The organism is Sulfitobacter alexandrii (assembly GCF_001886735.1).
GTDB classification, from domain to species: Bacteria; Pseudomonadota; Alphaproteobacteria; order Rhodobacterales; family Rhodobacteraceae; genus Sulfitobacter; species Sulfitobacter alexandrii.
The window spans coordinates 44,241-67,161 of sequence record NZ_CP018081.1 but is presented as its reverse complement, the minus strand read 5'-3'; the positions used below and the strand labels follow the sequence as shown (position 1 = coordinate 67,161).

The window sequence follows — 22,921 nt, the reverse complement described above, 5'->3', positions numbered from 1 at the left end:
CCGCTATTGCGCGGGGTTCGTCACGGCCGGGATGGCCAAATCAGTTGCCGAGCTCTGGCAGGAACATGATCAGTTCGGGAAAGGCGACCATGATGATCAGGACCACCACATCCGCAGCCAAAAACCACAAAACACCCTTGAAAATCAGTGAAATCGGGACCGCATCACCGACGATGCCCTTGATCACGAACACGTTCAGCCCCACCGGTGGGGTGATCAGAGCCATCTCGACCAGCTTGGTTGCAAGCACGCCCAGCCAGATCAGGCTGATATGGTTCGCCTCGTAGATCGGCAGAAGGATCGGCAGCGTCAGCAGCAGGATGCCCAGCGGATCGAGGATCATGCCCAGCAGACAAAAGATCACGGCCGTGCCGAAAACCAGCATCACATAGCTGGCCCCCATATCAATCACCAGGTCGGTCATCGCTTCGGGGATACCGCTGATCGCCAGAAACCTCGAAAACAGGTTGGCACCGACCGCGATGATGAAGATCGCCGCAGTCATTTTTGCAGTGTCCATCAGCGCGATCCTGGAAACTTTCCAGTTCAGGGTGCCGCGCGCCGCCGCAATCACGAAGGACAACGCCGCCCCGACAGCCCCGGCCTGCGTGGGTGTGAATATCCCGGTGAACAGACCGCCGAAAACGCCCACCACCAGCAAGATCACGGGCCATGTCTCGCTCAGGGCCTCCAGCCGTTCGGACCATGTCGCGCTTTCGTCGAGCGACGGCGCGAGCGCGGGATTGATCCACACACGAACGATGATCACGGCCCAGTACCCCAGCATCGTCAGTACGCCCGGCACGATCGCGGCCAGAAACAGCTTGCTGATCGCGACCTCGGCAAAAATACCGTAGATGATCAGAAGGATGCTCGGCGGGATGAGCGACCCCATGGTGCCGGCTGCGGCAACCACGGCGGTACTCAGCCCGGGATCGTAGTCGCGCTTCAGCATTTCCGGCACCGCGATCCGGCCCATTGCCGCGGCGCAGGCCAGGCTGGAGCCGGCCGCCGCCGAAAACAGCGCCGCGCCGCCCACGCTGGCGACCGCCAGCCCGCCCGGCAGGAATGACAGCCAGACCCGGGCGGCCTTGAAGATCCCGCGCGTGATGTCGGTCTGGTAACAGACGTATCCCATCAACAGGAACATCGGGATCGAACTGAGGGTCCAGTGCGCGGCAAAATCATAGGGCACCGCCGTCAGCAGGCCGAAAGCCGCGCCGCTTCCCAGCATCGCCCAGAACCCGAAGAAGGACACGATACCCAGCGCGACCGCGATCGGAACGCGCAGCAAGACCAGCAGGATGACAGAAACGATGCCGCAAAGGCCGATCTGGAAAAAGCTCACCGTTCCACTCCTATTCGTACATGTCGTGATTGGGGCCGGCCATGCCAGCGTCGGTGAAAGGCCTCTGGATCAGCTTGGCCAGCAAGAGCAGAACCATCAGCCCCGCACCAAGAGGCAGACAGAAGCGACCGGGCCAGACGGTCACCGCCGCCATGCCCATGGATTGCTCGCCGATGAGGTATTTTTCGACGGCATCGATCCAGGTCTGCCAGGTGAGCAGCCCGTAGAACACCGCAGACAGCGCCAGAGCCAGCATGTCGAGAGCGGTCCTCGCCCCCGTCGGGAGCAGATCGTGGATCAGGTCGACCTTGATGTGCTCGTTGGTGTATTCGACGAAGGGAAGCGGCAGAAAGACCAGCCCGACCATGTAATAATACGACACGTAATCCACCGTGCCCGGCAGGGGCTCGGCGATGAACTGGCTCAGGATGACATCGAGCGTGACGTGGACCATCATCAGGGCCGCCAGGGCAGTCGCAATATAGGTGATAATCCGCGACACCCTGCCAAGTCGTGCAATGACTGTTTCCATCACTATCTCTTCCCTGTCGTAAAAAGGGCCAATCCGCTTGGTCATACGCCACGGAAAACCGGTTTTCTCTTGCTCAGAAAGGCGTCGATGCCTTCGGCGTGATCCGCGCTCTTGATGATTTGCCCCTGAATGATGGCTTCTGTTTCAAGAAAGCTCTCCAGAGACGGTTGCATCGCGGCGCGCATCAGCCGCTTGGTACCGGCCAGGGCAAAGGTTGGCCCCGCGGCCAGGTCTGTCGCATAGTCCAGGGCCGCCCGGTCGAGGGCATCATCGGGATGAACCTGGCTTGCCAATCCCAGGCTCAGGGCTTCATCCGCCGGCACCATCCGCGCTGAGAAGGCAAGGTCCGTCGCACGTTGCCGACCGATCAGATTCTGAAGGAAAAACGCCGCGCCGCCATCGGGGGCCAGCCCGATCTTGCGAAAAACCTGACCGAATCTTGCCGTCTCGGAGAGCAGGATAACGTCGCAGGCGAGCGCCATGCTCAGACCGATCCCGACCGCCGGACCGCGCACCGCGGCAACCACAGGCTTCTCGCAATTGAATATGGAAAGGATCATCTGGTGCGCCCTGTACAAGCGCGCCCGATCACCCCAGACATCGTCCTTGCCCATGGTCGAAATATCCGCACCCGCACAAAAAGCGCGGCCCTCGGCCCGCAGTAATACGGCGCGAATCCGCGGGTCAGTTTGGATATCGCGAAACGCGTCCAGGAGTTCGACGCGCATGTCGAGGGTCAGCGCATTCAGCTTGTCGGGCCGGTTCAACGACACGACGGCCAGACCTTCTGAGTGTTCCACAGTGATATCGCTTGTCATGACCACCCCTCCCTTTGGCGAAGATTCGTCAGTCAGTGAACAGCGCCCGAGCAATCCCGTTCTTATGTATCTGGGTCGTTCCCCCGGTGATCGTCAGCATCCGCACATCCCTCACCATCCGCTCCAACGGAAGCGAACCGAAATAGCCGTAGCCACCGAACATCTGCATGGCGTCATGGGTGACGCGCTGTGCCATTTCGGTGGCCTGAACCTTGGCGATCGAAGACAATGTTGGATCGGGCTGGCCGCGGTCGATCAGCGACAGCGCCGTATAACACAACGACCGCGCGGCCTCGATCTGCACCTTCATGTCCGACATCATCCATTGCAGCCCCTGCATCTCGGACAGCGCCTTGCCGAATTGCCGGCGGGTCTTCATGTAGTCGCGTGCAAGGTCGAACGCCCCCTCGGCGACACCAAGCGCCAGTATCCCCATGCCGACGCGCGTGGCGTTATAGACACCCAGCGGGCGGACAAAGCCGCTGGAGTTGCCGGCCAGCCCTTCGGTCACGACGTTTTCGGACGGCACCCGCACATCGTCGAAATGGATCTCGCATTCGTTGCAGCCGCGCGCGCCCATCTTCTGTTCAAGAATATGGACCGAAACGCCGGGGCTTTTGCGGTGCACCAAAACGGTTCCGATGCCTCGCGCGCCTTTGCTTTCGCAGAACCGAGCATAGACCAGAAGGTAATCGGCCCTGTCGCCGAAAGTGGTAAAGATCTTGCCGCCGTTCAGCACAAACCCGTCCCCGTCCGGGCGCAGCGATGTCGTCACCGCGGTGGCGTCCGACCCGGCCTCGGGCTCGGACCAGGAGATCGCGCATTCGATCTCGCCCGCGGCGAAGCGGGGCAGGAAAGCCTGCTTCAACGCCTCGCTGCCGCAGGTGGCGATGATCCGGGGCGAGACGTTCTGATCGTGAACGATCAGCGCGGTATTGAAATCCACCTTGGCCAGTTCTTCGATCACGAGATAGCAATCCACCAGCGGCGTACCGCCACCGCCGTATTCTTCGGGAATGGTCATGCCCAGATAGCCAAGCGCGCCCAGGCGATGGTGGTTTTCCTCGGGGTAGATGCCGTCGCGGTCCCAGCGTGCGGCGCGGTCCCGGAATTCCCCGAGCGCCAGTTTGCGCGCGGCATCCTTGAGAGCGACCTGTTCTGTCGTTAGCAACGAGGGATGCATCCGCCCTACCCCCGCCGCTGGTCGAAGCTGTGGCCGTAGACCATGGCGGCGATCGTATTGCGCAGGATTTCGACGGTGCCACCGCCAAGCGCGAAGCCGCGCGCGTCACGCACCATACGTTCCAGCGGGTATTCGCGCGTGTAACCATTGTGACCGTGGATCTGCAGCGCTTCGTTCGTGACCCTCTGCGCCATTTCGTTGGCGTAAAGCTTGGCCATGGTCGCATCCATCGGATCGGGAAAGCCGTTCGGCGCGGGGTTGGTCGCGGCCCGATAGACCATCAGACGCGCAGCATGGATCTGTGTGGCCATGTCGGCGATTTTCCATTGCAGGCCCTGGAATTCCTTGATCGGGCGCCCGAACTGATGGCGAATCTCGGAATACGACTTTGCAGCATCGAAAGCGCCCTGCGCCAGCCCCACGCACATCGCTGCGTTGCCCACCCGCTCGGGTCCGAAACTGCTCATCAACAGCGCGAAGGAGCGCGAGCTTTCCGGGTCCCCTTCGACCAGCACATCCTCGGGACCGGCCTTGTAGTTTTCAAGGATAATCTCGGCCTCGGTCAGCCCCCGGCCACCCATCTTCAGCGATATGTGGCCGATCCGCGCGCCCGGCTTCTTCAGATCGACGACAAAGGCACCAATCCCCTTCGCCCCGCTGGCCTTGCCGAAACGGCAGAAGACCAGCGCATAATCGGCCACATGGGCGCCCGTGGACCAGCATTTGTTGCCATTCAGCACCCATCCGTCGCCGTCCCTTGTGGCCGTGGTGCGCAGGTCTGTCACCGCCGACCCCGCCTCTGGCTCGCTGATGGCGATTGCGATGAATTTCTTGCCGGCCGCCATGTCTGGCAGGAACCGCTTTTTCTGCTCGTCGCTGCCCAGAACGCTGATTGCCCGGGATGGGCCGTTCAGGTAGAGTTGCGAGACCAGCGCCGTGTTGAAACAGACCCGCGCCATTTCTTCCAGAAACACCGTGCCCTGGATCACTGGCGCGCCGGAGCCGCCGTATTCTTCAGGGATGAACATTCCCAGATAGCCAAGTTCGGCCAGCTTGTCGCGGTTCGCGGCTGGAAACTCTTCGGCTTCGTCCCAATGGGCGGCCCTGGGAGCAAACTCGCGCTCAGCCAGCTTGCGTGCCTCGTTGCGAAAATCCTCCAATTCCGGATCGAGCTTGAACATGTCAGTAGGTGTCCTTTGATTGAGCAGAGGGCAGGTCCTGTTCCAGCGCGGCCAGGATGCGCGCCGTATCGGCGCCTACGGTTGGTGCGGGGATAGGGGCGACCTGTGGGTGAGCCGCGAAACGCATCGGCAGCCCTGGAACAGGGACCGTGCCCAGGTCTGGATGCGGAAGGTCATGGATCATGCCGCGGGCGCGCATGTCATCGTCCGACACCACCTCAGCGAGCGTGCGCACCGGGGCGCCCGGCACATGTGCGCTGCTCAGGGCCGCGAAAATCTCGGCGCGGGTCTGACTTGAGGTCCACGCCGTCACCCAGCCATCGACTTGGGCACGCCGCGCGCAGCGCGCGGGTCCCGCGGCCAGTTCGGGATCTTCGGCCAGATCAGGGCGACCCATGGCCCGGGTCAGCTGCTGCCAGTGGCGATCATTCAGGCACATGATGGCCACCTGCCCGTCGCGCGCCGGAAACAGGTCGTAGGGTGCGACCTTGAGCACGGCCTGACTGTTGCCGGCCCGGTCGGCGAACCCGTCAGGCGCCAGCAGATAGCTTGCGATATTCGACGCCAGCGCGTGGTGCGTGACGTCCTGCATCGCGATCTGGACAAAGTCCCCGCGCCCTGTCGCGCCGCGCGCATGCAACGCCGCCATAATGCCACCAAAAAGGTGGATACCGCCCAGAAAATCGGTGATCGCTGCGCCGCATTTCACCGGCGGACCATCGGGAAACCCGGTCACCGACATCAGCCCGGTCAGGGCCTGAATAGGAAAATCCATCGCCGGCGCATCGCGATAGACGGAATCGGCCGCGTAACCCTTTCCTGACCCCATGACCAGGCGCGGATTGCGGGCACAGAGTGTTTCCCACCCCAGCCCCAGTTTCTCCATCGTACCGGGACGGAAATTCTCGATTAGAACATCGGCCGAATCTGCCAGCGCCAGCAGGGCGCTGCGCCCGCCCTCGGACCCCAGATCAAGCGTCACGCTCTGTTTGCTGGAATTGAGCATCATCGCTGCGGGGTTCTCGCGCCCGCCCGCGATGCCGCGGATACTGTCGCCGCCGGGCGGCTCGACCTTGATGACCTCGGCCCCCATGAGCGCGAACATCAGACCGCAATAGGGCCCAAGGTAGACCTGCCCGAGGTCGATCACCCGAAGACCGGCCAGCGGGCCACAATCGGGCGCCGCGTTCATGATCCGACAAAGCCCGGCGGGCGCTTTTCCTTGAAAGAGGCGACCGCCTCGCGGTGATCTGCGGTCTGCATGATATGGGCTTCGGCGGTTGCCTCGATCTCGAGATAGGTCGCGAAATCGCAATCCATGCCACGGTTCAGCATCGACTTGCCCAGCCCAAAGGCTCGGGTCGGCCCTTCGGCCAGACGCACGGCCAGCGCATCGGCCTCTGCGTCGAGCGCGTCTTCTTCGTGGATTGCGTGGACGATCCCAAGGTCGTGCGCCTCTTGGGCATCGATCACCTGGGCCGTCAGGAACATCGCCTTCGCCCGCTGCGTCCCGACCGTCCGCGCCAGCAAGTAAAGCCCGCCACCGTCGGGCACGATCGCCACGCGCGCATAGGCCTGGCAAAAGCGGGCCGAGGGCGCGGCCAGGATCACGTCAGCCAGAAGCGCAATGTTGAACCCCACGCCAAAGGCCGGCCCGGCAACCGCCGCGACGACCGGCTTTTCAAGATCATATAGCATCCGGGTTACGCGGTGCTGTTGTTTCATGCGGTCCCGCATGGCCACAGGCGAAGAACCGGCGAAGGTGCTGATATCGCCTCCGGCGCAAAACGCGCCCCCGGCACCCGTGATCAACAGCGCGCGCACGCGGTCATCGTCGCGCACCTGGGTGACGATGCGTTCCATCTCTTTGCGTGCGTCTTGATCAAGGGCATTCTTCTTCTCGGGAAAATCGAAAGTCATCCGACCAACGCTTTCCGAGCGGCTGTAGAGCAATGGCACCGCTTCCTCCTCCCAGGAATGGGCTAGCATGGAACACGATAGGAGTGGCATTGAGCGACGGGCAATAGTCCGGTGCGGAAAATCAGACATGTGTAAAATTCACCCGTTCTGTGTATTTCCTTGCGGTCTGCTGGCACGTTTTTTCGGCTTCCCTTCCCATGCGCGCCCGTCACGGCTACGGGCCTCGGCACCCCCTGTTGAAACAGCAAAGAAGAAATAGACAATGTACTCCGACACCCCTCTCGGCCGCTTGCGCCTGCCTGTGATCTGCTCGCCCATGTTCCTGGTGTCCGGGCCGGATCTTGTCGTCGCCCAGTGCAAAGCCGGCGTCATCGGCAGCTTTCCGGCGCTGAACGCACGCGAGTCCGAAGGTGAACCGCCGCTGCTTGAAGCCTGGCTCAAGCGCATCACTGAAGAGCTTGACGCGCACAATCAGGCCAATCCCGATCGGCCCGCCGCGCCATTCGCGGTCAACCAGATCGTCCATCGATCGAATGATCGGATTGAGCGGGACGTCGAAATATGTGCGCGCTGGAAAGTGCCTGTCTGGATCACATCAATGGGCGCACGGGAAGACGTCAACCAGGCGGCACATGAGTGCGGCGGCACTGTACTGCACGATGTAATCAACAACAAATACGCCAGGAAAGCGATCGACAAGGGCGCCGACGGCCTGATCGCGGTCTGCGCCGGCGCTGGCGGCCACGCCGGGGCCTTGTCACCCTTTGCGCTGGTTCAGGAAATCCGGGAATGGTTCGATGGTCCGCTTGCCCTGTCCGGGTCCATCGCGACCGGGCGCTCAATTCTGGCGGCGCAGGCCATGGGTGCGGATTTTGGGTATATCGGATCCCCCTTCATTGCCATGACCGAGGCGGTCGCGTCGGAGGAGTACAAGCAAATGATCGTCGAAGGCGGGGCCGATGATATTGTCTATACCGACTATTTCAGCGGCGTGCATGCCAACTATCTGAAACCGTCGGTGCGGGCGGTCGGTCTCGATCCGGACAACCTGGCCGGGATCGGCAACAAACTCGATCTGGCCACCGGCGACATTCGCCCCAAGGCCTGGCGTGACATCTGGGGCAGCGGTCAGGGGATCGGAGCGGTGAAAGAGGTGATGACCACGGCGGACTACGTCGACCGTCTCGACCGGGAATACCAGGTCGCCAAAGATGCGCTCTGTTCCTGACGAAAGAGGGCGGCCGGTTGCCCGGCCGCCCATCTGTTTCTGCGGTTGTCGCGAATGATCGAGACCCGATCTTAGCGGTCCTTTTGGTTGACGATCAGTTCTGCATTTTCGGGTAGTTCCGAAACAATGTTCACTTCGTCGACACGAATTCGTGTATGCAGTTTGAAGTTTTTGGCGGCGGCTGCTTCCGCAGCAGAAGCGTCGGCACCGTCTTCCAGCACAAGCGAGAGGCGGATCATGTCGCGATCGTTCTCGCGCGTTACCACGGCCTGCGCGGCCTTTGCGCCCGGCGTGCCGATGACAACTTCTTCAACCACGCGCGGATAAACGAAAATCTCGCGCACTTTGACCGCTGCCCCGACCCGTCCCTGCAATGCTGAAATCCGGCTGACGGTGCCATCCGCGTTGCTTTCCAGGGCAAAGGCGCTGTCGCCGGTGCCGAACCGGATCATCGGCCAGGTGGCATCGCGCGCGGTCACGACAACCTCGCCCGGTTCGCCATGGGCGACCTGTTCGCCGCTGACCGGATCGCAGATCTGCACCACGCGGTCGGGATGAACCAGATAGCCTTCGCCGCCATCCTCATAGGCGACAAGGCCTAGATCGGCGGTGGCATAGGCGGCCCAGGTGGACACGCCGTATTCGGCCTCGATCCGGCGGCGCTTGGCCATCCAGTCGCCCATCTCACCGCCGAGGAAGGCTGTCTTCACCTTCCATGCGTCGCGGCCATAGGTTTCGATCACCTTGTCCGCCAGCGTCAGGAAAAACGCGGTCGAGGCGCAGATCGAAGTCACGCCGGTTTCGACGATGATCTGCGCCTGAAGCTCGGTATTGCCCACGCCGCCGGGAATCACCGTGGCACCTGCGGCCTGTGCCGCTTCGTCGAACAGCAAGCCTGCGGGCACAAGATGATACATCCAGGTGTTCAGGATGATATCCCCCGGCCCCACGCCTGCCGCCTTGAAAAGCAGGTCCAGGCCATGACCTCCCTCGCCCGAAAGGGCCGGCTCGAAAATTGGGCCAGGGGACACGTAGATCCGTCCAATATCCTTCAGATCCGAGGCAAGGAATCCGCCGAAAGGCGGGTTCTCGCGCTGGATCTTCAGAAGCTCTTCTTTTTTCATCACTGGAAGTCGCGAGAGGTCCGCCACCGATGTGACGGCTGCCGGATCGAATCCGGCAGCCGTAAATCGCGATTTCAGGCCAGGAGCTTTTTCGGCCGCAGCGGCATAGGCTTGCGCTATATCTTTGTAGATATCATCAGACATTTCCATGCCTCCTCGTCCAATCGGGCGTTAAAGCGGGCAGTCCTTGCGGAAGTTTGGCGCGCGCTTCTCGCGGTGCGACAACACACCTTCCTTGACGTCCTCGCTCATAAAACCAAGCATCTCCAGCGCGGTCGACGCATCAAAGATCGGCCCGGCCTGGCGCAGCCAGTTGTTCAGCGAATACTTGGTCCAGCGGATCGCGCTTTGCGAGCCGTTGGCCAGTTCGACAGCCGTGTCCAAAGCGATCTGCTGAAGCTCGTCATCCTCGACGCACATTGACACCAGACCGATGCGCTCGGCCTCTTCGCCCGACACCGGCTTGCAGGTCATCAGATAGTATTTCGCCTTGGCCATCGAGGTCAGCAGCGGCCAGATAATCGCCGCGACATCGCCAGCGGCAACGCCCAGACGCGGATGACCATCGACAATCTTTGCCCGTTTCCCGGCGATCGAGATGTCGGCCAGGATGGCAACCACAAGGCCCGCGCCTGCCGCAGGGCCATTGATCGCGGAAATGATCGGCTTGTTGCAGTTGATGATGTTGTAGACGAGATCCTTGGCTTCTTTCCACGTCTTCATGATCTCGTGCGAGTCGCCGATCATCTTCTCAATCAGGCTGAAATCGCCGCCCGCCGAAAACGCCTTGCCCGCGCCGGTCACGATGACCGCGTTGATGTCGGGGTCGCGGTCGATGTCGATCCACATGTCCGTCATCTGGGTGTGGGTTTCGGCATCGACCGAGTTGAATGTCTCGGGCCGGTCGAACGTGATGCGCAGGACGCGATCCGCCGGGTAGTCAAATTTCAGTTTGTCGTACTTTGCGTAACGCTCCGACATAGGTCTTTTCCTCCTCAGGGTATGGGTTCAGCCAGGCAGTCCCAGGACGGCCTTGGACAGGATGTTTCTTTGGATTTCGTTCGATCCACCGTAGATCGTGGTAGGTCTGGCCTTGTAGAAGCTCGACAAAACGTCGACGCTAACATTGCCAACCTGAAGCGGCCCGATGGAGCCGCCATCGGGACCGGCTGCTTCGATCATCAGCTCGGTGATGCGCTGGAAGCATTCAGTCACCCAGATCTTCAGCATGGACACATCCGCACCGAGCGTCTCGCCACGTTTGAGCTGATCTGCAAAACGGGCATAAAGCGCGGCATGATCTTCCACATCCAGTGCCGCTTGGGCAAAGCGGTCACGGAACACCGGATCGTCAAACGCGCCACGGCCACGGGCAAAGCTTTCAAGCTGTCCCAGAGCGTTCTGGGCCAGACTTGGCGAGCCGATGAAGATGCGCTCGAAGCTCAAAAGCGCCTTGGCCATCGTCCAGCCCTTGTTCAGTTCGCCGACCAGGTTTTCCCGGGGAGTGCGGGCATTGTCGAAGAACACCTCGCAAAATTCGGTCTCACCCGAAAGGGTGGTGATCGTGCGCACCTCGATCCCCGGCTGATCCATCGGAGCAAGAAGGAAACTGATGCCCTGCTGTTTCTTCGGCGCATCGGGATCGGTGCGCACCAGCATGAAGATGTGCGTGGCATCATGCGCCATCGTCGTCCAGATCTTCTGGCCGTTAATGACGAAATCGTCGCCGTCAATTTCCGCGCGTGTGCGCAGATTGGCAAGATCGGACCCGGCACCGGGCTCGGAATAGCCCTGGCACCAGATGTCCTCGCAGCTCAGAATACGTGGCAGCCAATAGTCTTTCTGGTCCTGGGTGCCGAATTTGATGATCAGGGGCCCGACCATCTGCACGCCCATGTCGCGACCGCGATTGACGCCCCAGCGCTGCTGCTCTTCATAAAAGATCAGCAGCTTAGCAGCGTTTAGGCCCATACCGCCGAATTCAGCGGGCCAGGCTGGCGCAACCCAGCCCTTGGCGTGAAGCTTGCGGTGCCAATGTTCGATCTCGGCGAACTTCGGTCGGTGCGGCAGGTGGCGCAGCTCTTCGGGATATTCCGCCTCGAAGAACGCGCGCACTTCCTTGCGGAAATCCGCATCGCTCATTGCGTTCCAGTCGGTCATTGTGCGGCTCCTTCCTGTTCTCGCGCCTCGAACCAAAGCCGTCTGTGGTAGGCGTCATCGCCCAGCCAAGCGGACAGAACCAGCGCTCGGTTCAGATAAAGCCCGATGTCGAACTCGTCGGTATAACCGACGGCCCCGTGCAGCTGGATGGCGTCGCGCGTGATCTTCTTGGCGGCGGTGACCGCGCGAGCCTTGGCCCGGCTGGCAAGCCGCGCCCGGACTTTTGGATCGGTTTCGCTGTCCATCTGCGCAAGCGCCTCCCGCACTCCGGCCTGCGCGACCTCGCACATCACGTTGAGGTCGACGGCACGGTGCTGGATGACCTGGAATGATCCGATCGGCTTGTCGAACTGCTCCCGCGTCTTGATGTAGTCGAGCGTGATCTCGAAGGCGCGCTCGCTCACGCCGACAAGCTCGGCCGCGGCAAGCGCCGTTGCATCGGCGACAGCCTCGGCCAGTGCAGTGAGAACCGCACCGCTGCTGGCCAATTCCGCGGCCGGAGTTCCCGAAAACGAAAGCTCGCCCAGAGAGCTGCCATCCGCCTGCGTCCGCTTGTCGATGACAAGCCCCTGCGCGTCTGCCTCAGCCAGAACCAGAACCGGACCATCATCCTGTTCGGCCACGACAAGGAACCCGTGCGAACCGATCGCACCGACGACCCAGGCCTTGCCACCGGTCAGCTTTCCGTCCGCGTATCGGCAGGTCGCATCGGCAGGCGCCCCGTCGGGGCCGCGTTCCTGCCAGGCAACCGCCAATGAAATTTCGCCGCCGATGAGCTGTGCCATCTTCGGATGATCCGGACAAAGGCGGCGCAGAAGGCCGAGGCTCAGACCTATCGTCGACACGACCGGTTCCGGGGCAAACACACGGCCGACTTCCTCGGCGATGACACCCCCGGCGGCTAGGCCCATGCCAAGCCCGCCCTGATCTTCGGGCACCGCCACGCCGAAAACACCGGCCTCGGCCAGTTCCCGGACCATCTCCGGATCGAAACCGCCCCCGGCATCACGGAGTTGTCGGGCTCTGTCACTTCCGCCCGCCCGTTCAAACAACGTGCGCACGCTCTCGCGCAACAGGCGAAGGTCTTCTTGTTCGCTGGAAAGGAACTCAGTTTGTGTCATTTTGTTTTCGCTGGATCATCACAGGGGTGTCGGTCGAAAAAACGACCTCGCCCTCGGGGTTTTTGGCGCTGAGCGTATAGTGCAAAACACCTCTGTCGGGCTTGCTTTTTGACGGTGTGACCGAGTTGACCGTCAGTTCGACATCAAGGGGTTCGTTCGGGTGCACAGGCCGCAGCCAGCGCAAATTGTCAAAGCCCATGCCGCCGATATTGGCAACATCGACCATCATCTCGGTCATGACCGGCTTGAACACCTCAAGCATGGTCTGAAAGCCCGAGGCGATCAGGCTGCCATGTATGGCGGTTGCATAGTCTTCATCGGTGTGCAGCCGCTGCGGATCCCATTCCTTGGCAAAGGCCTTTATCGAATCCGCGCTCATCGGAGCGCTGCGAAAGCGATAGACTTGGCCCGGCGAGAAGTCTTCCAGATACCTCAAGAGGCACCCTCCTTTGCGAAACCGTCATCGTATCCGCTCGCATCCTTGGATATCCGGATGCGGTTGAATTCTTCCAGCTTCGGATAGGTTTCCTTGAACGCCATCAGGAACTCACCCATCGGCGCGTCGAAATAGAGACCACGGTCGTTCACATATTCCATGTGCCGGTGATTCTGTTCGTCGAACTCATGAAAGAGCGCGTCGTGATAGCCGTCGAAGACCAGGGGTTTGACCCCGAATCTTTCACACAGTTCCATGTTGAATGCAGGTGTCACCTTGTAGGCCTCATTCCCCAACCACAGCTGAACATAGCCGTGGTAGATAAAGAGATCGGTCCCCATCAACTCCTGCAACTTGGGTGTATTCAGGTGGTTGCGCACATCCGCGAACCCCAGAGCGGCGGGGATACCCACAGCACGCAAACAAGCCGCCAGAAGAATTGCCTTGGGAACGCAAAACGCCGCTTCCGCGCCAGCGATACGGCTGGCACGGTAAGAGTCCTCATCCAGCGCAAAACAATAGGGATCATAGCGAATATCGTCGCGCACCGCTTCGAACAGGCGGATCGCCTTGTCTCGATTGGTTGCGTCCACAGGAAGATCACGCAAAGCCGATGTCACGAAACCCTGCACTTCCACGCTATCGCTTTCCACAAAGCGCGATGGCATGACATAACGCTCAGCTTCAGTCGGCAGGTCATCGTCAGACTTGTCCATTGGCCCCCCCTTTTTCTAACAAATGTTAGATTACCGATTCAAATCCTGCCCGTCAACGGGATTTACTCTGTTTTCGGTTGGTCCACGCCATAACGCGGATTGTCTTCGCCCAGAGTGGCTGCAACTCCGACCGAATTTCCGGAAGAACGGAACTCCGGGGCAATTGGCAGCGGCAAAGCGGGCGCGTCCCGGCCGGAGATTTTTACGGTCCGCCCGAACACGTCACGCGCTTTGAAATGCGGGTCACGCGCCGCCTCGGCGGGCGTCTTCACGACCGAACAGCAGCAATCTGCCGCAGCCAGCAAAGGCTCCCAATGGGTCGAGGGGTGTTCCCTCAGACGACGTGCAACCTCTGCGGCACAGGCATTTGGATCGGACCAGTCATCGCGAAGGGCCACAGGCAAACCAATGACATCGCAGAACGACTGCCAGAACTTTTCTTCCAACGCGCCGACGGCGATCTGACGCCCGTCCGCAGCCGTATAAAGCCGATACCGGGCCAGGCCACCCGTCAGACGGCTGCCACCGCTTTCGATGTTCTGCCCGGCAATCACACCTTCGGCATGGGCCCAATAGGCAAAGGCGAACGCCCCCTCGGCCATTGCGATATCCAGATGCGTCCCCTGCCCGCTTGCCTGCCGCGCAATCAGGGCCAGCAGGATATTCATCACCGCAGGATAGGTTCCGCCTCCGATATCGGCGACCAGCCCGAACGGGGCTGTTGGCTGGTCATCCGGTCCGCGACTGAGCGACAGGATACCCGCATCACCGACGTAGTTGAGATCGTGGCCGGCGGCGCTGGCCTTTGGTCCGGTCTGGCCATAGCCGGTGATCGAACAATAGATGAGACCGGGATTGATCTTTCGCACCGCTTCATAACCAAGCCCCAGCCGGTCCATCACGCCGGGACGAAACTGCTCTACCAGAACATCGGCCTTCTCGATCAAGGGGCGCAGACGTTCCACTGCGCCCCTTGACTTGAGGTCGATGGCCACCGATCGCTTGCCGTGGTTCAACACAGCAAATCCGATGCTCTCTCCGTCGATCTTTGGCTCCGTGTGGCGCGCGTCCTCGCCGGCTCCGGGCCGTTCGAACTTGATCACTTCGGCGCCAGCCTCGGACAGCATGAGCGTCGCCATCGGACCGGGAAGAAGTGTGCTGAAATCCAGCACCAGGATATCCTTGAGCGGTTGAGCCATCTTCACTGCCTCAGGCAAAGCGCGCCGCGCCGTTGTTCAGAACAACCACGTCGCGTGCAGGAATAGACGCTCGAAACCGGGCCTCGCCGTCCTCTTCCCAGATTTCGAACCGCACGGTTTCGCCGGGATAGACCGGAGCCGAGAACCGAACATCCAGACCGACAAGCCGGGCAGAATCATAGTCCAGCAACGTCTTGAGAATCGCCCGGGCGGCCAGACCATAGGTCGCCAAACCGTGCAGGATCGGGCGGTCGAACCCGACCGACCGCGCGACATCGGGGTCGGCATGCAGCGGGTTCATGTCGCCGCTGAGCCGGTAGATCAGCGCCTGGCGCGGAAGCGTCTCGATATCACATATGTGATCGGGCACCCGGTCCGGCAGCACCGCCGGCGTCGGGCCGGGCCTGTTCTCGCCGCCGAATCCGCCGTCGCCCCGGGCGAAGGCCGACATCGCGACGCGTGCCAGCTTGTCGCCGCTGTCCGCGTCGATGATCTCGCGGCTTTGATAGATCACAGCGCCCTTGCCCTCGCCCTTGTCCGAGATGAAGTCGATCTGGCTGCGGCCGACAATCCGGCCATGTGTCGGCAGCGGCTTGTAGATGTCGAGCCACTGTTCTCCGTGCAGCACTTTTTGCCAGTTTACGCCGGTCTTGGGATCGCGCAGCCAGAAGCCGGGATACCCCAAAATGACCGCCATCGAGGGAACCGCCTTCAGACCGTCCTCATAGACAAAGGCCAGTTCTTTCTTGTCTGTCGGATCTTCGCCGAACCCCAGCCCGAGTGCGTAAAGGATGGTATCCCGCTCGGTCAGAGTCTGCTTGATCTCTTCGAAATCCCAATTCGAAAGTGCTTCGAAATCCAGTGGCATGATCTTTCCTCCCTTAGTTGCCGTCAGAGCGTGTTTTGCGATCCAAGTATGGCCGTGACCTGACTGGACAGCACACCGCCGTTGCCATGCGCCAGCGCCAGATCAATATCCTTCAACTGAATGCCCGGCGCGTCGCCACGGATCTGACGAGCAGCCTCGATCACTGTGAAGATACCGTACATCCCGGGGTGCACACAGGACAGGCCTCCGCCATTCGTGTTCACCGGCAAGGCCCCGCCAGGCGCGATGCGCCCGCCCTGGACAAAGGCCCCGCCATCGCCCTTGGCGCAGAACCCCAGATCTTCAAGAAACAGGATGGTATTGATGGTGAAGGCATCATAGAGCTCGACCGCCTGGATATCCGCAGGGGTCACGCCGGCCGTCGCAAAGGCGCGCGCGCCCGAGTCGCGGGCTGCGGTCACGGTGAAATCCTTCATCTGCGAAATCTGCCGGTGCGAGCTTGCCGCAGCACTGCCCAGCACATAGACAGGCGCCTTCGGGAAATCCCGGGCGCGGTCCGCGCGGACCATTACGATCGCGCCGCCGCCGTCGGTGACAAGACAACAGTCGCGCACGGTCAATGGATCGCCCACCATGCGCGCACCCAACACGTCCTCGCGGGTCAGCGGGCCGCGCTCGAACGCTTCGGGGTTGTGCTGCGCCCAGGCCCGCGCAGCAACGGCCACGTCGGCCAGCTGTTCGCGGGTGGTGCCATATTCATGCATGTGCCGCGCCGCCGCCATCGCATAGGCCGAGATCGGATAGCGCGGATTATACGGCGCCTCGTAGGCCGGCGGACGTGAAGCGGTCACGAGTCTGCCCGACGCGGTGCGCTGGTTGGAGCCATAAACAATCAGCGCGACATCACACAGACCGGCGTCCAGCGCCATGGTCGCGGACGTCAGGTAGTTTACGAAAGACGAACCGCCCGACATCGTGCCATCAATGAAACGGGGCTGGATGCCCAGATACTCCGCCGCCATAAGCGCCGGCATGCTGTCTTCCATCATGGTGCAAAACAGCCCGTCGACGTCGGACAGTTTCAGCCCGGCATCGCCAAGCGCCGCAAGCGCAGATTGCGCCATGACATCATAGGCCGTCAGGCCATGGGCTTCTCCGAAACCGGCATGACCGGTACCTACGATGGCGGATTTCCCCCGAAGTTCAGTGGTCATGGCTTATCCCTCCGACGGCTTGAAAAGCACGGCCGGAACACCCTCGGCCTCGCCCACGAAGGCGGTTACCGGCATGTCGATGGCGACCTCACCCGGAGCAATGCCCTCGACCCGGCTCATCATCCGGACACCCTCATCCAGCTCGACGACGCATACGTTGTAATCGCCGCCCCGTTCGGGCTTTCGGCGCACAACTGTTGTGGTGTGGACCCGTCCCTTGCCGCTAGCCTTCTTCCAAGAAATCGCGCTGCCATGACAATGGGGACACAGGACTCTCGGGAAAAAGTGATATCCCCCGCAGTCGTCGCACTTGGGCAGCAGGATCTCTCCCTCTGCCAGCGCGCGTTGGAAAAACTGGTCTGGTCGTTTGGCGTCCTGCACCGGCGTTCTCCTTCAAGCGATCCAGTCTTTGTCTAATCGTATTGATTATGTTTCTAACAATTGTTAGATTTAGTCAACCTTTCAGGATCAATTGAGAGAAACTCATGCCAGGTTCAGATTTAGCCCCCCTTTCCGGCAAACTCGTCGTTGCGCTGGAACAGGCAGTCGCCGCGCCTTTTTGCTCCTCGCGGCTGGCCGATGCCGGCGCGCGTGTGATCAAGATCGAACGCAAGGGAGCCGGCGATTTCGCCCGCGCCTACGATACCGCCGCCAACGGTGAAAGCGCCTATTTCACATGGCTGAACCGAGGCAAAGAATCGGTCGCCTTGGACATTAAAGCCGACGAAGACCGTGAAATCCTGCTCAGGATGCTGGAAAACGCGGATGTGTTTATTCAGAACCTGCTGCCCGGCGCGCTGGCCAAGCTCGGGCTCGATTCCGCAAGTCTGCGAGAGAGGTTTCCGCGTCTGGTGACCTGCGACATCACCGGCTACGGAGAGGACGGCCCGATGCGCAACGCCAAGGCCTATGATCTTCTGGTGCAATGCGAAAGCGGCCTGGCATCGGTGACCGGCACGCCGGATGGACCGGGGCGGGTCGGCGTGTCGGTCTGCGATATCGCCACCGGCATGACAGCCCATGCCGGGATCTGCGAAGCGCTGGTCGGGCGTGATCGAACCGGCAAGGGCAGCGGCCTCTCGGTGGCCATGTTCGACGTCATGGCGGACTGGATGGCGGTTCCGCTTCTTTTTCACGACTATGCCAATCAGCCCACGCCCAGAACCGGGCTTGGTCACTCTGTCATATGCCCCTACGGCGCATTCCACTGCCGAGGCGGTGAACAGGTCGTCATCTCGGTCCAGAACAGCCGCGAATGGAACCGGTTCTGCGTACAGATTCTCGGCGACCCGGCCTTGGCCGATGATCCGCGATTCCATGATAATTCAGCCAGGATCGCGCACAAATCGGAACTCGAAGAGCTTATCAAGACCGTGTTCGGCGCGCACGAACGTGCCGAATTGTTGAAGCTGCTCGATGGCGCGGGCATTGCATCGGCGGCGGTGAACGACGTTGCCGCGCTGTCGGATCACCCGCAACTTGATCGGGCGACCATCGGCACGCCCTCGGGACCTGTCAGCATCGCAATGCCCCCGATACGACGCGGCAGCACCGAAGCCGCGATCGGACCGTCCCCCGCATTGGACGCCGATGGAGCGGCCATTCGCGCGGAATTCGGTTCTCGTTCCTAGAACAGGAAATCAACCCATGACCAATGCAAAGAACACCGCAATCCTGCAAAGCGTCAGGATCATCGACCTGACGTCGATCATCTTCGGTCCTCTGGCCACGCAGATGCTGGGAGATCTGGGAGCGGATGTGATCAAGGTGGAAGCGCCCGAGGGCGATCTTCTGCGCCAGGTTCAGCCATCGCGGCACAGGTTGATGGGCGCTGCGTTTCTAGGGGCCAACCGCAACAAGCGCAGCGTCGTACTCGACCTGAAAACGCAAGCCGATCGCGACCGTCTGCGCAAGTTGCTGGTCGATGCCGATGTGATGATTTCAAGCATCCGGCCCGCGGCGCTTGCCAGATTGTCTTTGGATCCGGAAACCTTACGGAACGAGAACCCGAGCCTGATCACGGTTTCTGCAACCGGATACGGGCAGGACGGGCCTTACGCTTCGAAACCGGCCTTTGATGACATCGTCCAGGCGGTTTCGGGTTTGGCCAGCCTGCCCACCCTTCGCGATCCAGAGGCAAAACCCGATTATTCCCCGACCATTCTTGCCGACAAGCTTGGCGGTGTTACCACGGCTTATGCCGTCATGGCAGCCCTGTTTCATCGGGAACGCACGGGCCAGGCACAGCATGTCGAGGTGCCGATGTTCGAAACGCTGACGGCGTTTCTGCTGGCCGAACACATGGACGGCGCGACATTCGACGAGGTGCCGAGGAATTTCGGATATGCCCGCATGTTGGTGCCGCACCGCCGCCCGCTCCAGACGGCGGACGGGTTCATCACGATCCTGCCCTATACCAACGCCCAATGGGCGCGGTTTTTCAAGACGGTCGGGCGCGACGACATGATCAACCACGTCTGGGTCACCGACATGGACACCCGCAGCCGTAACATCGGCGCCCTTTACGACATGGTTGCTCGGATTGCGCTGACGCGGACAACCGCCGACTGGCTGGCCCTGATGGAGCAGGCCGACATTCCCGCCATGCCGGTGAACACCCTGTCGGATCTGCCGAACGATCCGCACCTTTCCGTAACCGGTTTCTTTCAGAAGGTCGAACACCCCACCGAAGGTACGATCTGGATGACACGCCCGCCCATTCGATTCTCGGCGACACCGGCGCGGCATGACCTGCGCCCCGCCCCCGGACTGGGCGAACACAACGACGAGATCATCGGTCCGGGGGGCGACTAGTCTCCGACCCGGCACCCGACGGATCAAACATCCAGCGAACGTGCGATCAGTTCCTTCATGATCTCGTTGGTGCCGCCATAGATCATCTGGACCCTGCTGTCGGCATAAAGTCGCGCGATGGGGTATTCCATCATGAAACCGTAACCGCCGTGAAGTTGCAGGCATTCATGCATGACCTCGTTCTGCGTCTGGCTGCCCCACCATTTCGCCATCGAAGCCGTGGCCGCATCAAGTTCGCCCGCTTCAAGACGCGCGATCCCGTCATTTACGAAAGAACGTAGCAATTCGGCCTTGGTTTTGCATTCCGCCAGTTTGAAGCGTGTATTCTGGAAGTCCATGATCCGGCTTCCAAATGCCTTGCGGTCCTGAACATATTTCACCGTTTCATCGATCGCAAAATCAATAAAACCGAGGGCGGTAATGCCGATCATCAGCCGCTCCCAAGGCAGCTGCTTCATCAGCTGGTAGAACCCCTGCCCCTCTTCCGGACCAAGCAGGTTCGCCGTGGGCACGCGCACATCCTCGAAGAACAGCTCAGCAGTATCCGAACCTTTCATACCCAGTTTCTTCAGGTTCCGTCCCCGGCGAAAGCCCTCGGTGCCCTCGGTTTCCAGAACGATCAATGAAACGCCCTTAGCGCCGGCGTTGCGATCGGTCTTTGCCACGATAACAACGAGATCCGCCGTGTGCCCGTTTGTGATAAAGATCTTCGAACCGTTGATCTTGTAGTGGTTGCCATCCTTTTCCGCATAGGTTTGTACGTTCTGGAGGTCAGAGCCCGTTCCAGGCTCGGTCATGGCAATCGCCGCAACGCTGTCGCCGCTGACCAGTTTCGGCAACCACTTTTTCTTCTGTTCCTCACTGCCATATGCGTTGAGATAATGGATTACGATGGACTGAATCCCATAGCCCCAACCCGTATCACCGGTGCGCCCCTGCTCGTAGACGGTAATCGCGTCGAACCCGATGCCGCCACCGAACCCACCATATTCTTCGGCAATCGAGCCACCCATGACACCCTGCTGACCGACTGTTTTCCAGAAGTCGCGGTCAACAATTCCCTGCTCCGCCCATTTTTCAATCTTCGGAGCCATCTCTGCATCGAAAAGCCTGCGTGTACTATCGGCGAACATCTTGTGTTCATCCACTGCCCAGCTAGGGGAGTTCTTGATCAGAGACATGAATTTTTCCTATCGATTCAAGCTTGTGTTGAGCCAAAATCTAACAAGTGTTTTGCTTCTTGACAATGAACCGGAGCCGTTCTGACGAGGCGTCACAAGGCTTAGGACCGCGCGCATCCTAGTCCGTCCGATCCGCTCGCCGCCCATTCGGCTCGTACAAAAAGGCCCGACAAATCAGGCGGGCCTTTTTATAATTTTTGCAATGACTTACAACTTTTCGGTCAGTTCGGGCACGGCTTCGAACAGGTCGGCGACCAGGCCGTAATCGGCGACCTGGAAGATCGGTGCCTCTTCGTCCTTGTTGATGGCGACGATGATCTTGCTGTCCTTCATGCCCGCAAGGTGCTGGATCGCGCCCGAAATGCCGACGGCGATGTAAAGGTCGGGGGCGACCACCTTGCCGGTCTGGCCCACCTGCCAGTCGTTCGGGGCAAAGCCCGAGTCGACGGCGGCGCGGGATGCGCCAACGGCGGCGCCCAGCTTGTCGGCCAGTTTCTCGATCAGCGCGAAATCGTCTTCCGAGCCGACGCCACGGCCACCCGACACGACCACGCCGGCCGAGGTCAGTTCGGGCCGGTCGCTTTCGGCAACCTTGTCCTCGACCCATTGCGACAGGCCCGACGCCTGCGCGCCGTCCACCGTTTCGACCGAGGCCGAGTTGCCGGTGCCCGCCGCGTCGAAATTGGCGGTGCGGAACGAGATCACCTTTTTCGCATCCGACGATTTCACGGTCTGGATCGCGTTGCCTGCATAGATCGGGCGCTCGAACGTGTCGGCGTCGACGACGGCCGAAACATCGGTCAGCATCATCACGTCCAGCAGCGCGGCCACGCGCGGCAGCACGTTCTTGGCGTCGGTGGTGGCGGGCGCGACGATGTGGTCGTAGTCACCGGCCAGGCCCACGATCAGGTCGGCGGTCGATTCCGCCAGGCGATGACCCAGCGCGGGGTCTTCGGCGACCAGCACCTTGGCCACGCCGTCGATGGTGGCGGCCTCTTTCGCGGCATCGGCGGCCGAGGCGCCGGCACACAGCACGGTCACGTCACCCAGGTCCTTGGCAGCGGCCACGGCCTTGGCCGTCGCGTCCATCGACAGTTCGCCATTGTTGACTTCGGCAAGAAGAAGAACAGCCATCACACCGCCCCCTTTTCCTTGAGTTTCGACACGAGCTCGTCGACCGAACCCACCATTTCACCGGCGGCGCGTTCGGCCGGCTCGGACGTCTTGACCACGGTCAGGCGCGGGGTGACGTCGACGCCGTAATCGGCGGCGGTCTTTTCATCCAGCGGCTTTTTCTTGGCCTTCATGATGTTGGGCAGCGAGGCATAGCGCGGCTCGTTCAGGCGCAGGTCGACGGTGACGACCGTGGGCATCTTTACCTTGATGGTCTGCAGGCCGCCATCGACCTCGCGGGTCACCACGGCGTCGTCGCCTTCGATGTTCAGCTCGCTGGCAAAGGTCGCCTGGCTCCAGCCCATCAGCGCCGACAGCATCTGGCCGGTTGCGTTCATGTCGTTGTCGATGGCCTGCTTGCCGCAGATCACCAGGCCGGGCTCTTCCTCTTCGACGACCTTGGCCAGGATCTTGGCCACCGCCAGCGGCTCGATGTCCTGGTGCACGTCATCGGCGGCAACCACCAGGATGGCGCGGTCGGCGCCCATGGCCAGCGCGGTGCGCAGGGTTTCCTGCGCCTGCTTGACGCCGATCGAGACGGCGACGACCTCTTCGGCAGCGCCCTTTTCCTTCAGGCGGATCGCCTCTTCGACGGCGATCTCGTCGAACGGGTTCATCGACATCTTGACGTTGGCGAGATCGACACCGCTGCCATCCGCCTTGACGCGGACCTTCACGTTGTAGTCGATCACGCGTTTCACCGGCACGAGTACCTTCATTGGCGTGGTCTCCTTGAGTTTTGCG

23 protein-coding genes are annotated in these 22,921 nt (G+C 61.1%); 3 read left to right on the top strand and 20 right to left on the bottom strand.

What is annotated here, in order from left to right:
- Nucleotides 1-40: 40 nt before the first annotated feature.
- The 7 genes from BOO69_RS21435 to BOO69_RS21405 are packed head-to-tail and all read right to left on the bottom strand — an operon-like array spanning nucleotide 41 to nucleotide 7,051.
- Nucleotides 41-1,348: a TRAP transporter large permease gene (locus tag BOO69_RS21435; RefSeq protein WP_027264332.1), complete on the bottom strand. Its 1,308-nt coding sequence runs from the start codon at nucleotides 1,346-1,348 to the stop codon at nucleotides 41-43.
- 10 nt (nucleotides 1,349-1,358) lie between these two features.
- Nucleotides 1,359-1,880: a TRAP transporter small permease subunit gene (locus tag BOO69_RS21430; protein WP_027264331.1), complete on the bottom strand. Its 522-nt coding sequence runs from the start codon at nucleotides 1,878-1,880 to the stop codon at nucleotides 1,359-1,361.
- Between the two features lie 41 nt (nucleotides 1,881-1,921).
- Nucleotides 1,922-2,698, bottom strand: coding sequence for an enoyl-CoA hydratase/isomerase family protein (locus BOO69_RS21425; protein ID WP_027264330.1), 777 nt, complete (start codon nucleotides 2,696-2,698; stop codon nucleotides 1,922-1,924).
- Nucleotides 2,699-2,726: 28 nt separating this feature from the next.
- Nucleotides 2,727-3,869, bottom strand: a complete 1,143-nt coding sequence (locus BOO69_RS21420) for an acyl-CoA dehydrogenase family protein (RefSeq protein WP_027264329.1) — start codon at nucleotides 3,867-3,869, stop codon at nucleotides 2,727-2,729.
- A 17-nt stretch (nucleotides 3,870-3,886) separates the two neighbouring features.
- The gene (locus BOO69_RS21415; RefSeq protein ID WP_027264328.1) at nucleotides 3,887-5,062 is read right to left on the bottom strand and encodes an acyl-CoA dehydrogenase family protein; all 1,176 of its coding nucleotides are present in this window, start codon (nucleotides 5,060-5,062) and stop codon (nucleotides 3,887-3,889) included.
- Nucleotide 5,063: 1 nt separating this feature from the next.
- A complete protein-coding gene (locus tag BOO69_RS21410; RefSeq protein WP_027264327.1) occupies nucleotides 5,064-6,254 on the bottom strand; it encodes a CaiB/BaiF CoA transferase family protein in 1,191 nt (396 codons plus the stop codon).
- Nucleotides 6,251-7,051, bottom strand: a complete 801-nt coding sequence (locus BOO69_RS21405) for an enoyl-CoA hydratase/isomerase family protein (protein WP_036051562.1) — start codon at nucleotides 7,049-7,051, stop codon at nucleotides 6,251-6,253. Before BOO69_RS21405 ends, BOO69_RS21410 begins: the two co-directional genes overlap by 4 nt.
- A 193-nt stretch (nucleotides 7,052-7,244) precedes the next feature.
- Between BOO69_RS21405 and BOO69_RS21400 the strand changes: the two genes are divergently transcribed.
- Nucleotides 7,245-8,210, top strand: a complete 966-nt coding sequence (locus tag BOO69_RS21400) for an NAD(P)H-dependent flavin oxidoreductase (protein ID WP_027264325.1) — start codon at nucleotides 7,245-7,247, stop codon at nucleotides 8,208-8,210.
- Between the two features lie 71 nt (nucleotides 8,211-8,281).
- On the opposite strand, the gene BOO69_RS21395 is transcribed toward BOO69_RS21400, so the two are convergent.
- The 10 genes from BOO69_RS21395 to BOO69_RS21350 form a co-directional block, all read right to left on the bottom strand.
- A complete protein-coding gene (locus BOO69_RS21395) occupies nucleotides 8,282-9,334 on the bottom strand; it encodes a phenylacetate--CoA ligase family protein (protein WP_237267657.1) in 1,053 nt (350 codons plus the stop codon).
- 171 nt (nucleotides 9,335-9,505) lie between these two features.
- Nucleotides 9,506-10,315 carry an enoyl-CoA hydratase/isomerase family protein gene (locus BOO69_RS21390; protein ID WP_027264323.1) on the bottom strand — a complete coding sequence of 270 codons (810 nt, stop codon included), beginning with the start codon at nucleotides 10,313-10,315 and terminating at the stop codon, nucleotides 9,506-9,508.
- A gap of 27 nt (nucleotides 10,316-10,342) precedes the next feature.
- Complete coding sequence (locus tag BOO69_RS21385; RefSeq protein WP_027264322.1) at nucleotides 10,343-11,494, bottom strand: acyl-CoA dehydrogenase family protein; 1,152 nt, start codon at nucleotides 11,492-11,494, stop codon at nucleotides 10,343-10,345.
- A complete protein-coding gene (locus BOO69_RS21380) occupies nucleotides 11,491-12,615 on the bottom strand; it encodes an acyl-CoA dehydrogenase family protein (protein ID WP_027264321.1) in 1,125 nt (374 codons plus the stop codon). Before BOO69_RS21380 ends, BOO69_RS21385 begins: the two co-directional genes overlap by 4 nt.
- Complete coding sequence (locus BOO69_RS21375) at nucleotides 12,602-13,051, bottom strand: MaoC family dehydratase (RefSeq protein WP_027264320.1); 450 nt, start codon at nucleotides 13,049-13,051, stop codon at nucleotides 12,602-12,604. Before BOO69_RS21375 ends, BOO69_RS21380 begins: the two co-directional genes overlap by 14 nt.
- Nucleotides 13,048-13,767, bottom strand: coding sequence for a transglutaminase-like domain-containing protein (locus BOO69_RS21370; RefSeq protein ID WP_027264319.1), 720 nt, complete (start codon nucleotides 13,765-13,767; stop codon nucleotides 13,048-13,050). The genes BOO69_RS21375 and BOO69_RS21370 overlap by 4 nt, the downstream gene beginning before the upstream one ends.
- Before the next feature lie 62 nt (nucleotides 13,768-13,829).
- Nucleotides 13,830-14,966 carry a CaiB/BaiF CoA transferase family protein gene (locus BOO69_RS21365; protein ID WP_027264318.1) on the bottom strand — a complete coding sequence of 379 codons (1,137 nt, stop codon included), beginning with the start codon at nucleotides 14,964-14,966 and terminating at the stop codon, nucleotides 13,830-13,832.
- 10 nt (nucleotides 14,967-14,976) lie between these two features.
- Complete coding sequence (locus BOO69_RS21360) at nucleotides 14,977-15,834, bottom strand: MaoC/PaaZ C-terminal domain-containing protein (protein WP_027264317.1); 858 nt, start codon at nucleotides 15,832-15,834, stop codon at nucleotides 14,977-14,979.
- A 23-nt stretch (nucleotides 15,835-15,857) separates the two neighbouring features.
- Nucleotides 15,858-17,009: a thiolase gene (locus BOO69_RS21355; protein ID WP_027264316.1), complete on the bottom strand. Its 1,152-nt coding sequence runs from the start codon at nucleotides 17,007-17,009 to the stop codon at nucleotides 15,858-15,860.
- Nucleotides 17,010-17,012: 3 nt separating this feature from the next.
- Nucleotides 17,013-17,390 carry a Zn-ribbon domain-containing OB-fold protein gene (locus tag BOO69_RS21350; protein WP_027264315.1) on the bottom strand — a complete coding sequence of 126 codons (378 nt, stop codon included), beginning with the start codon at nucleotides 17,388-17,390 and terminating at the stop codon, nucleotides 17,013-17,015.
- Nucleotides 17,391-17,494: 104 nt separating this feature from the next.
- Between BOO69_RS21350 and BOO69_RS21345 the strand changes: the two genes are divergently transcribed.
- Together BOO69_RS21345 and BOO69_RS21340 are read left to right on the top strand one after the other, a co-directional pair.
- Complete coding sequence (locus tag BOO69_RS21345) at nucleotides 17,495-18,640, top strand: CaiB/BaiF CoA transferase family protein (RefSeq protein WP_027264314.1); 1,146 nt, start codon at nucleotides 17,495-17,497, stop codon at nucleotides 18,638-18,640.
- Between the two features lie 16 nt (nucleotides 18,641-18,656).
- Nucleotides 18,657-19,823: a CaiB/BaiF CoA transferase family protein gene (locus BOO69_RS21340; RefSeq protein WP_027264313.1), complete on the top strand. Its 1,167-nt coding sequence runs from the start codon at nucleotides 18,657-18,659 to the stop codon at nucleotides 19,821-19,823.
- A 23-nt stretch (nucleotides 19,824-19,846) separates the two neighbouring features.
- On the opposite strand, the gene BOO69_RS21335 is transcribed toward BOO69_RS21340, so the two are convergent.
- The 3 genes from BOO69_RS21335 to BOO69_RS21325 form a co-directional block, all read right to left on the bottom strand.
- Complete coding sequence (locus tag BOO69_RS21335) at nucleotides 19,847-21,004, bottom strand: acyl-CoA dehydrogenase family protein (RefSeq protein ID WP_027264312.1); 1,158 nt, start codon at nucleotides 21,002-21,004, stop codon at nucleotides 19,847-19,849.
- Nucleotides 21,005-21,211: 207 nt separating this feature from the next.
- A complete protein-coding gene (locus BOO69_RS21330; protein WP_027264311.1) occupies nucleotides 21,212-22,138 on the bottom strand; it encodes an FAD-binding protein in 927 nt (308 codons plus the stop codon).
- Nucleotides 22,138-22,896 (bottom strand): electron transfer flavoprotein subunit beta/FixA family protein, encoded by a 759-nt coding sequence (locus BOO69_RS21325; protein WP_027264310.1) that lies wholly within the window; start codon nucleotides 22,894-22,896, stop codon nucleotides 22,138-22,140. The genes BOO69_RS21330 and BOO69_RS21325 overlap by 1 nt, the downstream gene beginning before the upstream one ends.
- Nucleotides 22,897-22,921: the final 25 nt, after the last annotated feature.

What these genes read in the sequence shown, in the direction of transcription:
- BOO69_RS21330 (WP_027264311.1), bottom strand. Translation starts at nt 22,138, where the DNA reads ATGGCTGTTCTTCTTCTTGCCGAAGTCAACAATGGCGAACTGTCGATG.
- BOO69_RS21410 (WP_027264327.1), bottom strand. Translation starts at nt 6,254, where the DNA reads ATGAACGCGGCGCCCGATTGTGGCCCGCTGGCCGGTCTTCGGGTGATC.
- BOO69_RS21380 (WP_027264321.1), bottom strand. Translation starts at nt 12,615, where the DNA reads ATGACACAAACTGAGTTCCTTTCCAGCGAACAAGAAGACCTTCGCCTG.
- BOO69_RS21390 (WP_027264323.1), bottom strand. Translation starts at nt 10,315, where the DNA reads ATGTCGGAGCGTTACGCAAAGTACGACAAACTGAAATTTGACTACCCG.
- BOO69_RS21400 (WP_027264325.1), top strand. Translation starts at nt 7,245, where the DNA reads ATGTACTCCGACACCCCTCTCGGCCGCTTGCGCCTGCCTGTGATCTGC.
- BOO69_RS21370 (WP_027264319.1), bottom strand. Translation starts at nt 13,767, where the DNA reads ATGGACAAGTCTGACGATGACCTGCCGACTGAAGCTGAGCGTTATGTC.
- BOO69_RS21360 (WP_027264317.1), bottom strand. Translation starts at nt 15,834, where the DNA reads ATGCCACTGGATTTCGAAGCACTTTCGAATTGGGATTTCGAAGAGATC.
- BOO69_RS21345 (WP_027264314.1), top strand. Translation starts at nt 17,495, where the DNA reads ATGCCAGGTTCAGATTTAGCCCCCCTTTCCGGCAAACTCGTCGTTGCG.
- BOO69_RS21325 (WP_027264310.1), bottom strand. Translation starts at nt 22,896, where the DNA reads ATGAAGGTACTCGTGCCGGTGAAACGCGTGATCGACTACAACGTGAAG.
- BOO69_RS21395 (WP_237267657.1), bottom strand. Translation starts at nt 9,334, where the DNA reads ATGAAAAAAGAAGAGCTTCTGAAGATCCAGCGCGAGAACCCGCCTTTC.
- BOO69_RS21340 (WP_027264313.1), top strand. Translation starts at nt 18,657, where the DNA reads ATGACCAATGCAAAGAACACCGCAATCCTGCAAAGCGTCAGGATCATC.
- BOO69_RS21405 (WP_036051562.1), bottom strand. Translation starts at nt 7,051, where the DNA reads ATGCTAGCCCATTCCTGGGAGGAGGAAGCGGTGCCATTGCTCTACAGC.
- BOO69_RS21430 (WP_027264331.1), bottom strand. Translation starts at nt 1,880, where the DNA reads ATGGAAACAGTCATTGCACGACTTGGCAGGGTGTCGCGGATTATCACC.
- BOO69_RS21415 (WP_027264328.1), bottom strand. Translation starts at nt 5,062, where the DNA reads ATGTTCAAGCTCGATCCGGAATTGGAGGATTTTCGCAACGAGGCACGC.
- BOO69_RS21385 (WP_027264322.1), bottom strand. Translation starts at nt 11,494, where the DNA reads ATGACCGACTGGAACGCAATGAGCGATGCGGATTTCCGCAAGGAAGTG.
- BOO69_RS21425 (WP_027264330.1), bottom strand. Translation starts at nt 2,698, where the DNA reads ATGACAAGCGATATCACTGTGGAACACTCAGAAGGTCTGGCCGTCGTG.
- BOO69_RS21365 (WP_027264318.1), bottom strand. Translation starts at nt 14,966, where the DNA reads ATGGCTCAACCGCTCAAGGATATCCTGGTGCTGGATTTCAGCACACTT.
- BOO69_RS21355 (WP_027264316.1), bottom strand. Translation starts at nt 17,009, where the DNA reads ATGACCACTGAACTTCGGGGGAAATCCGCCATCGTAGGTACCGGTCAT.
- BOO69_RS21335 (WP_027264312.1), bottom strand. Translation starts at nt 21,004, where the DNA reads ATGTCTCTGATCAAGAACTCCCCTAGCTGGGCAGTGGATGAACACAAG.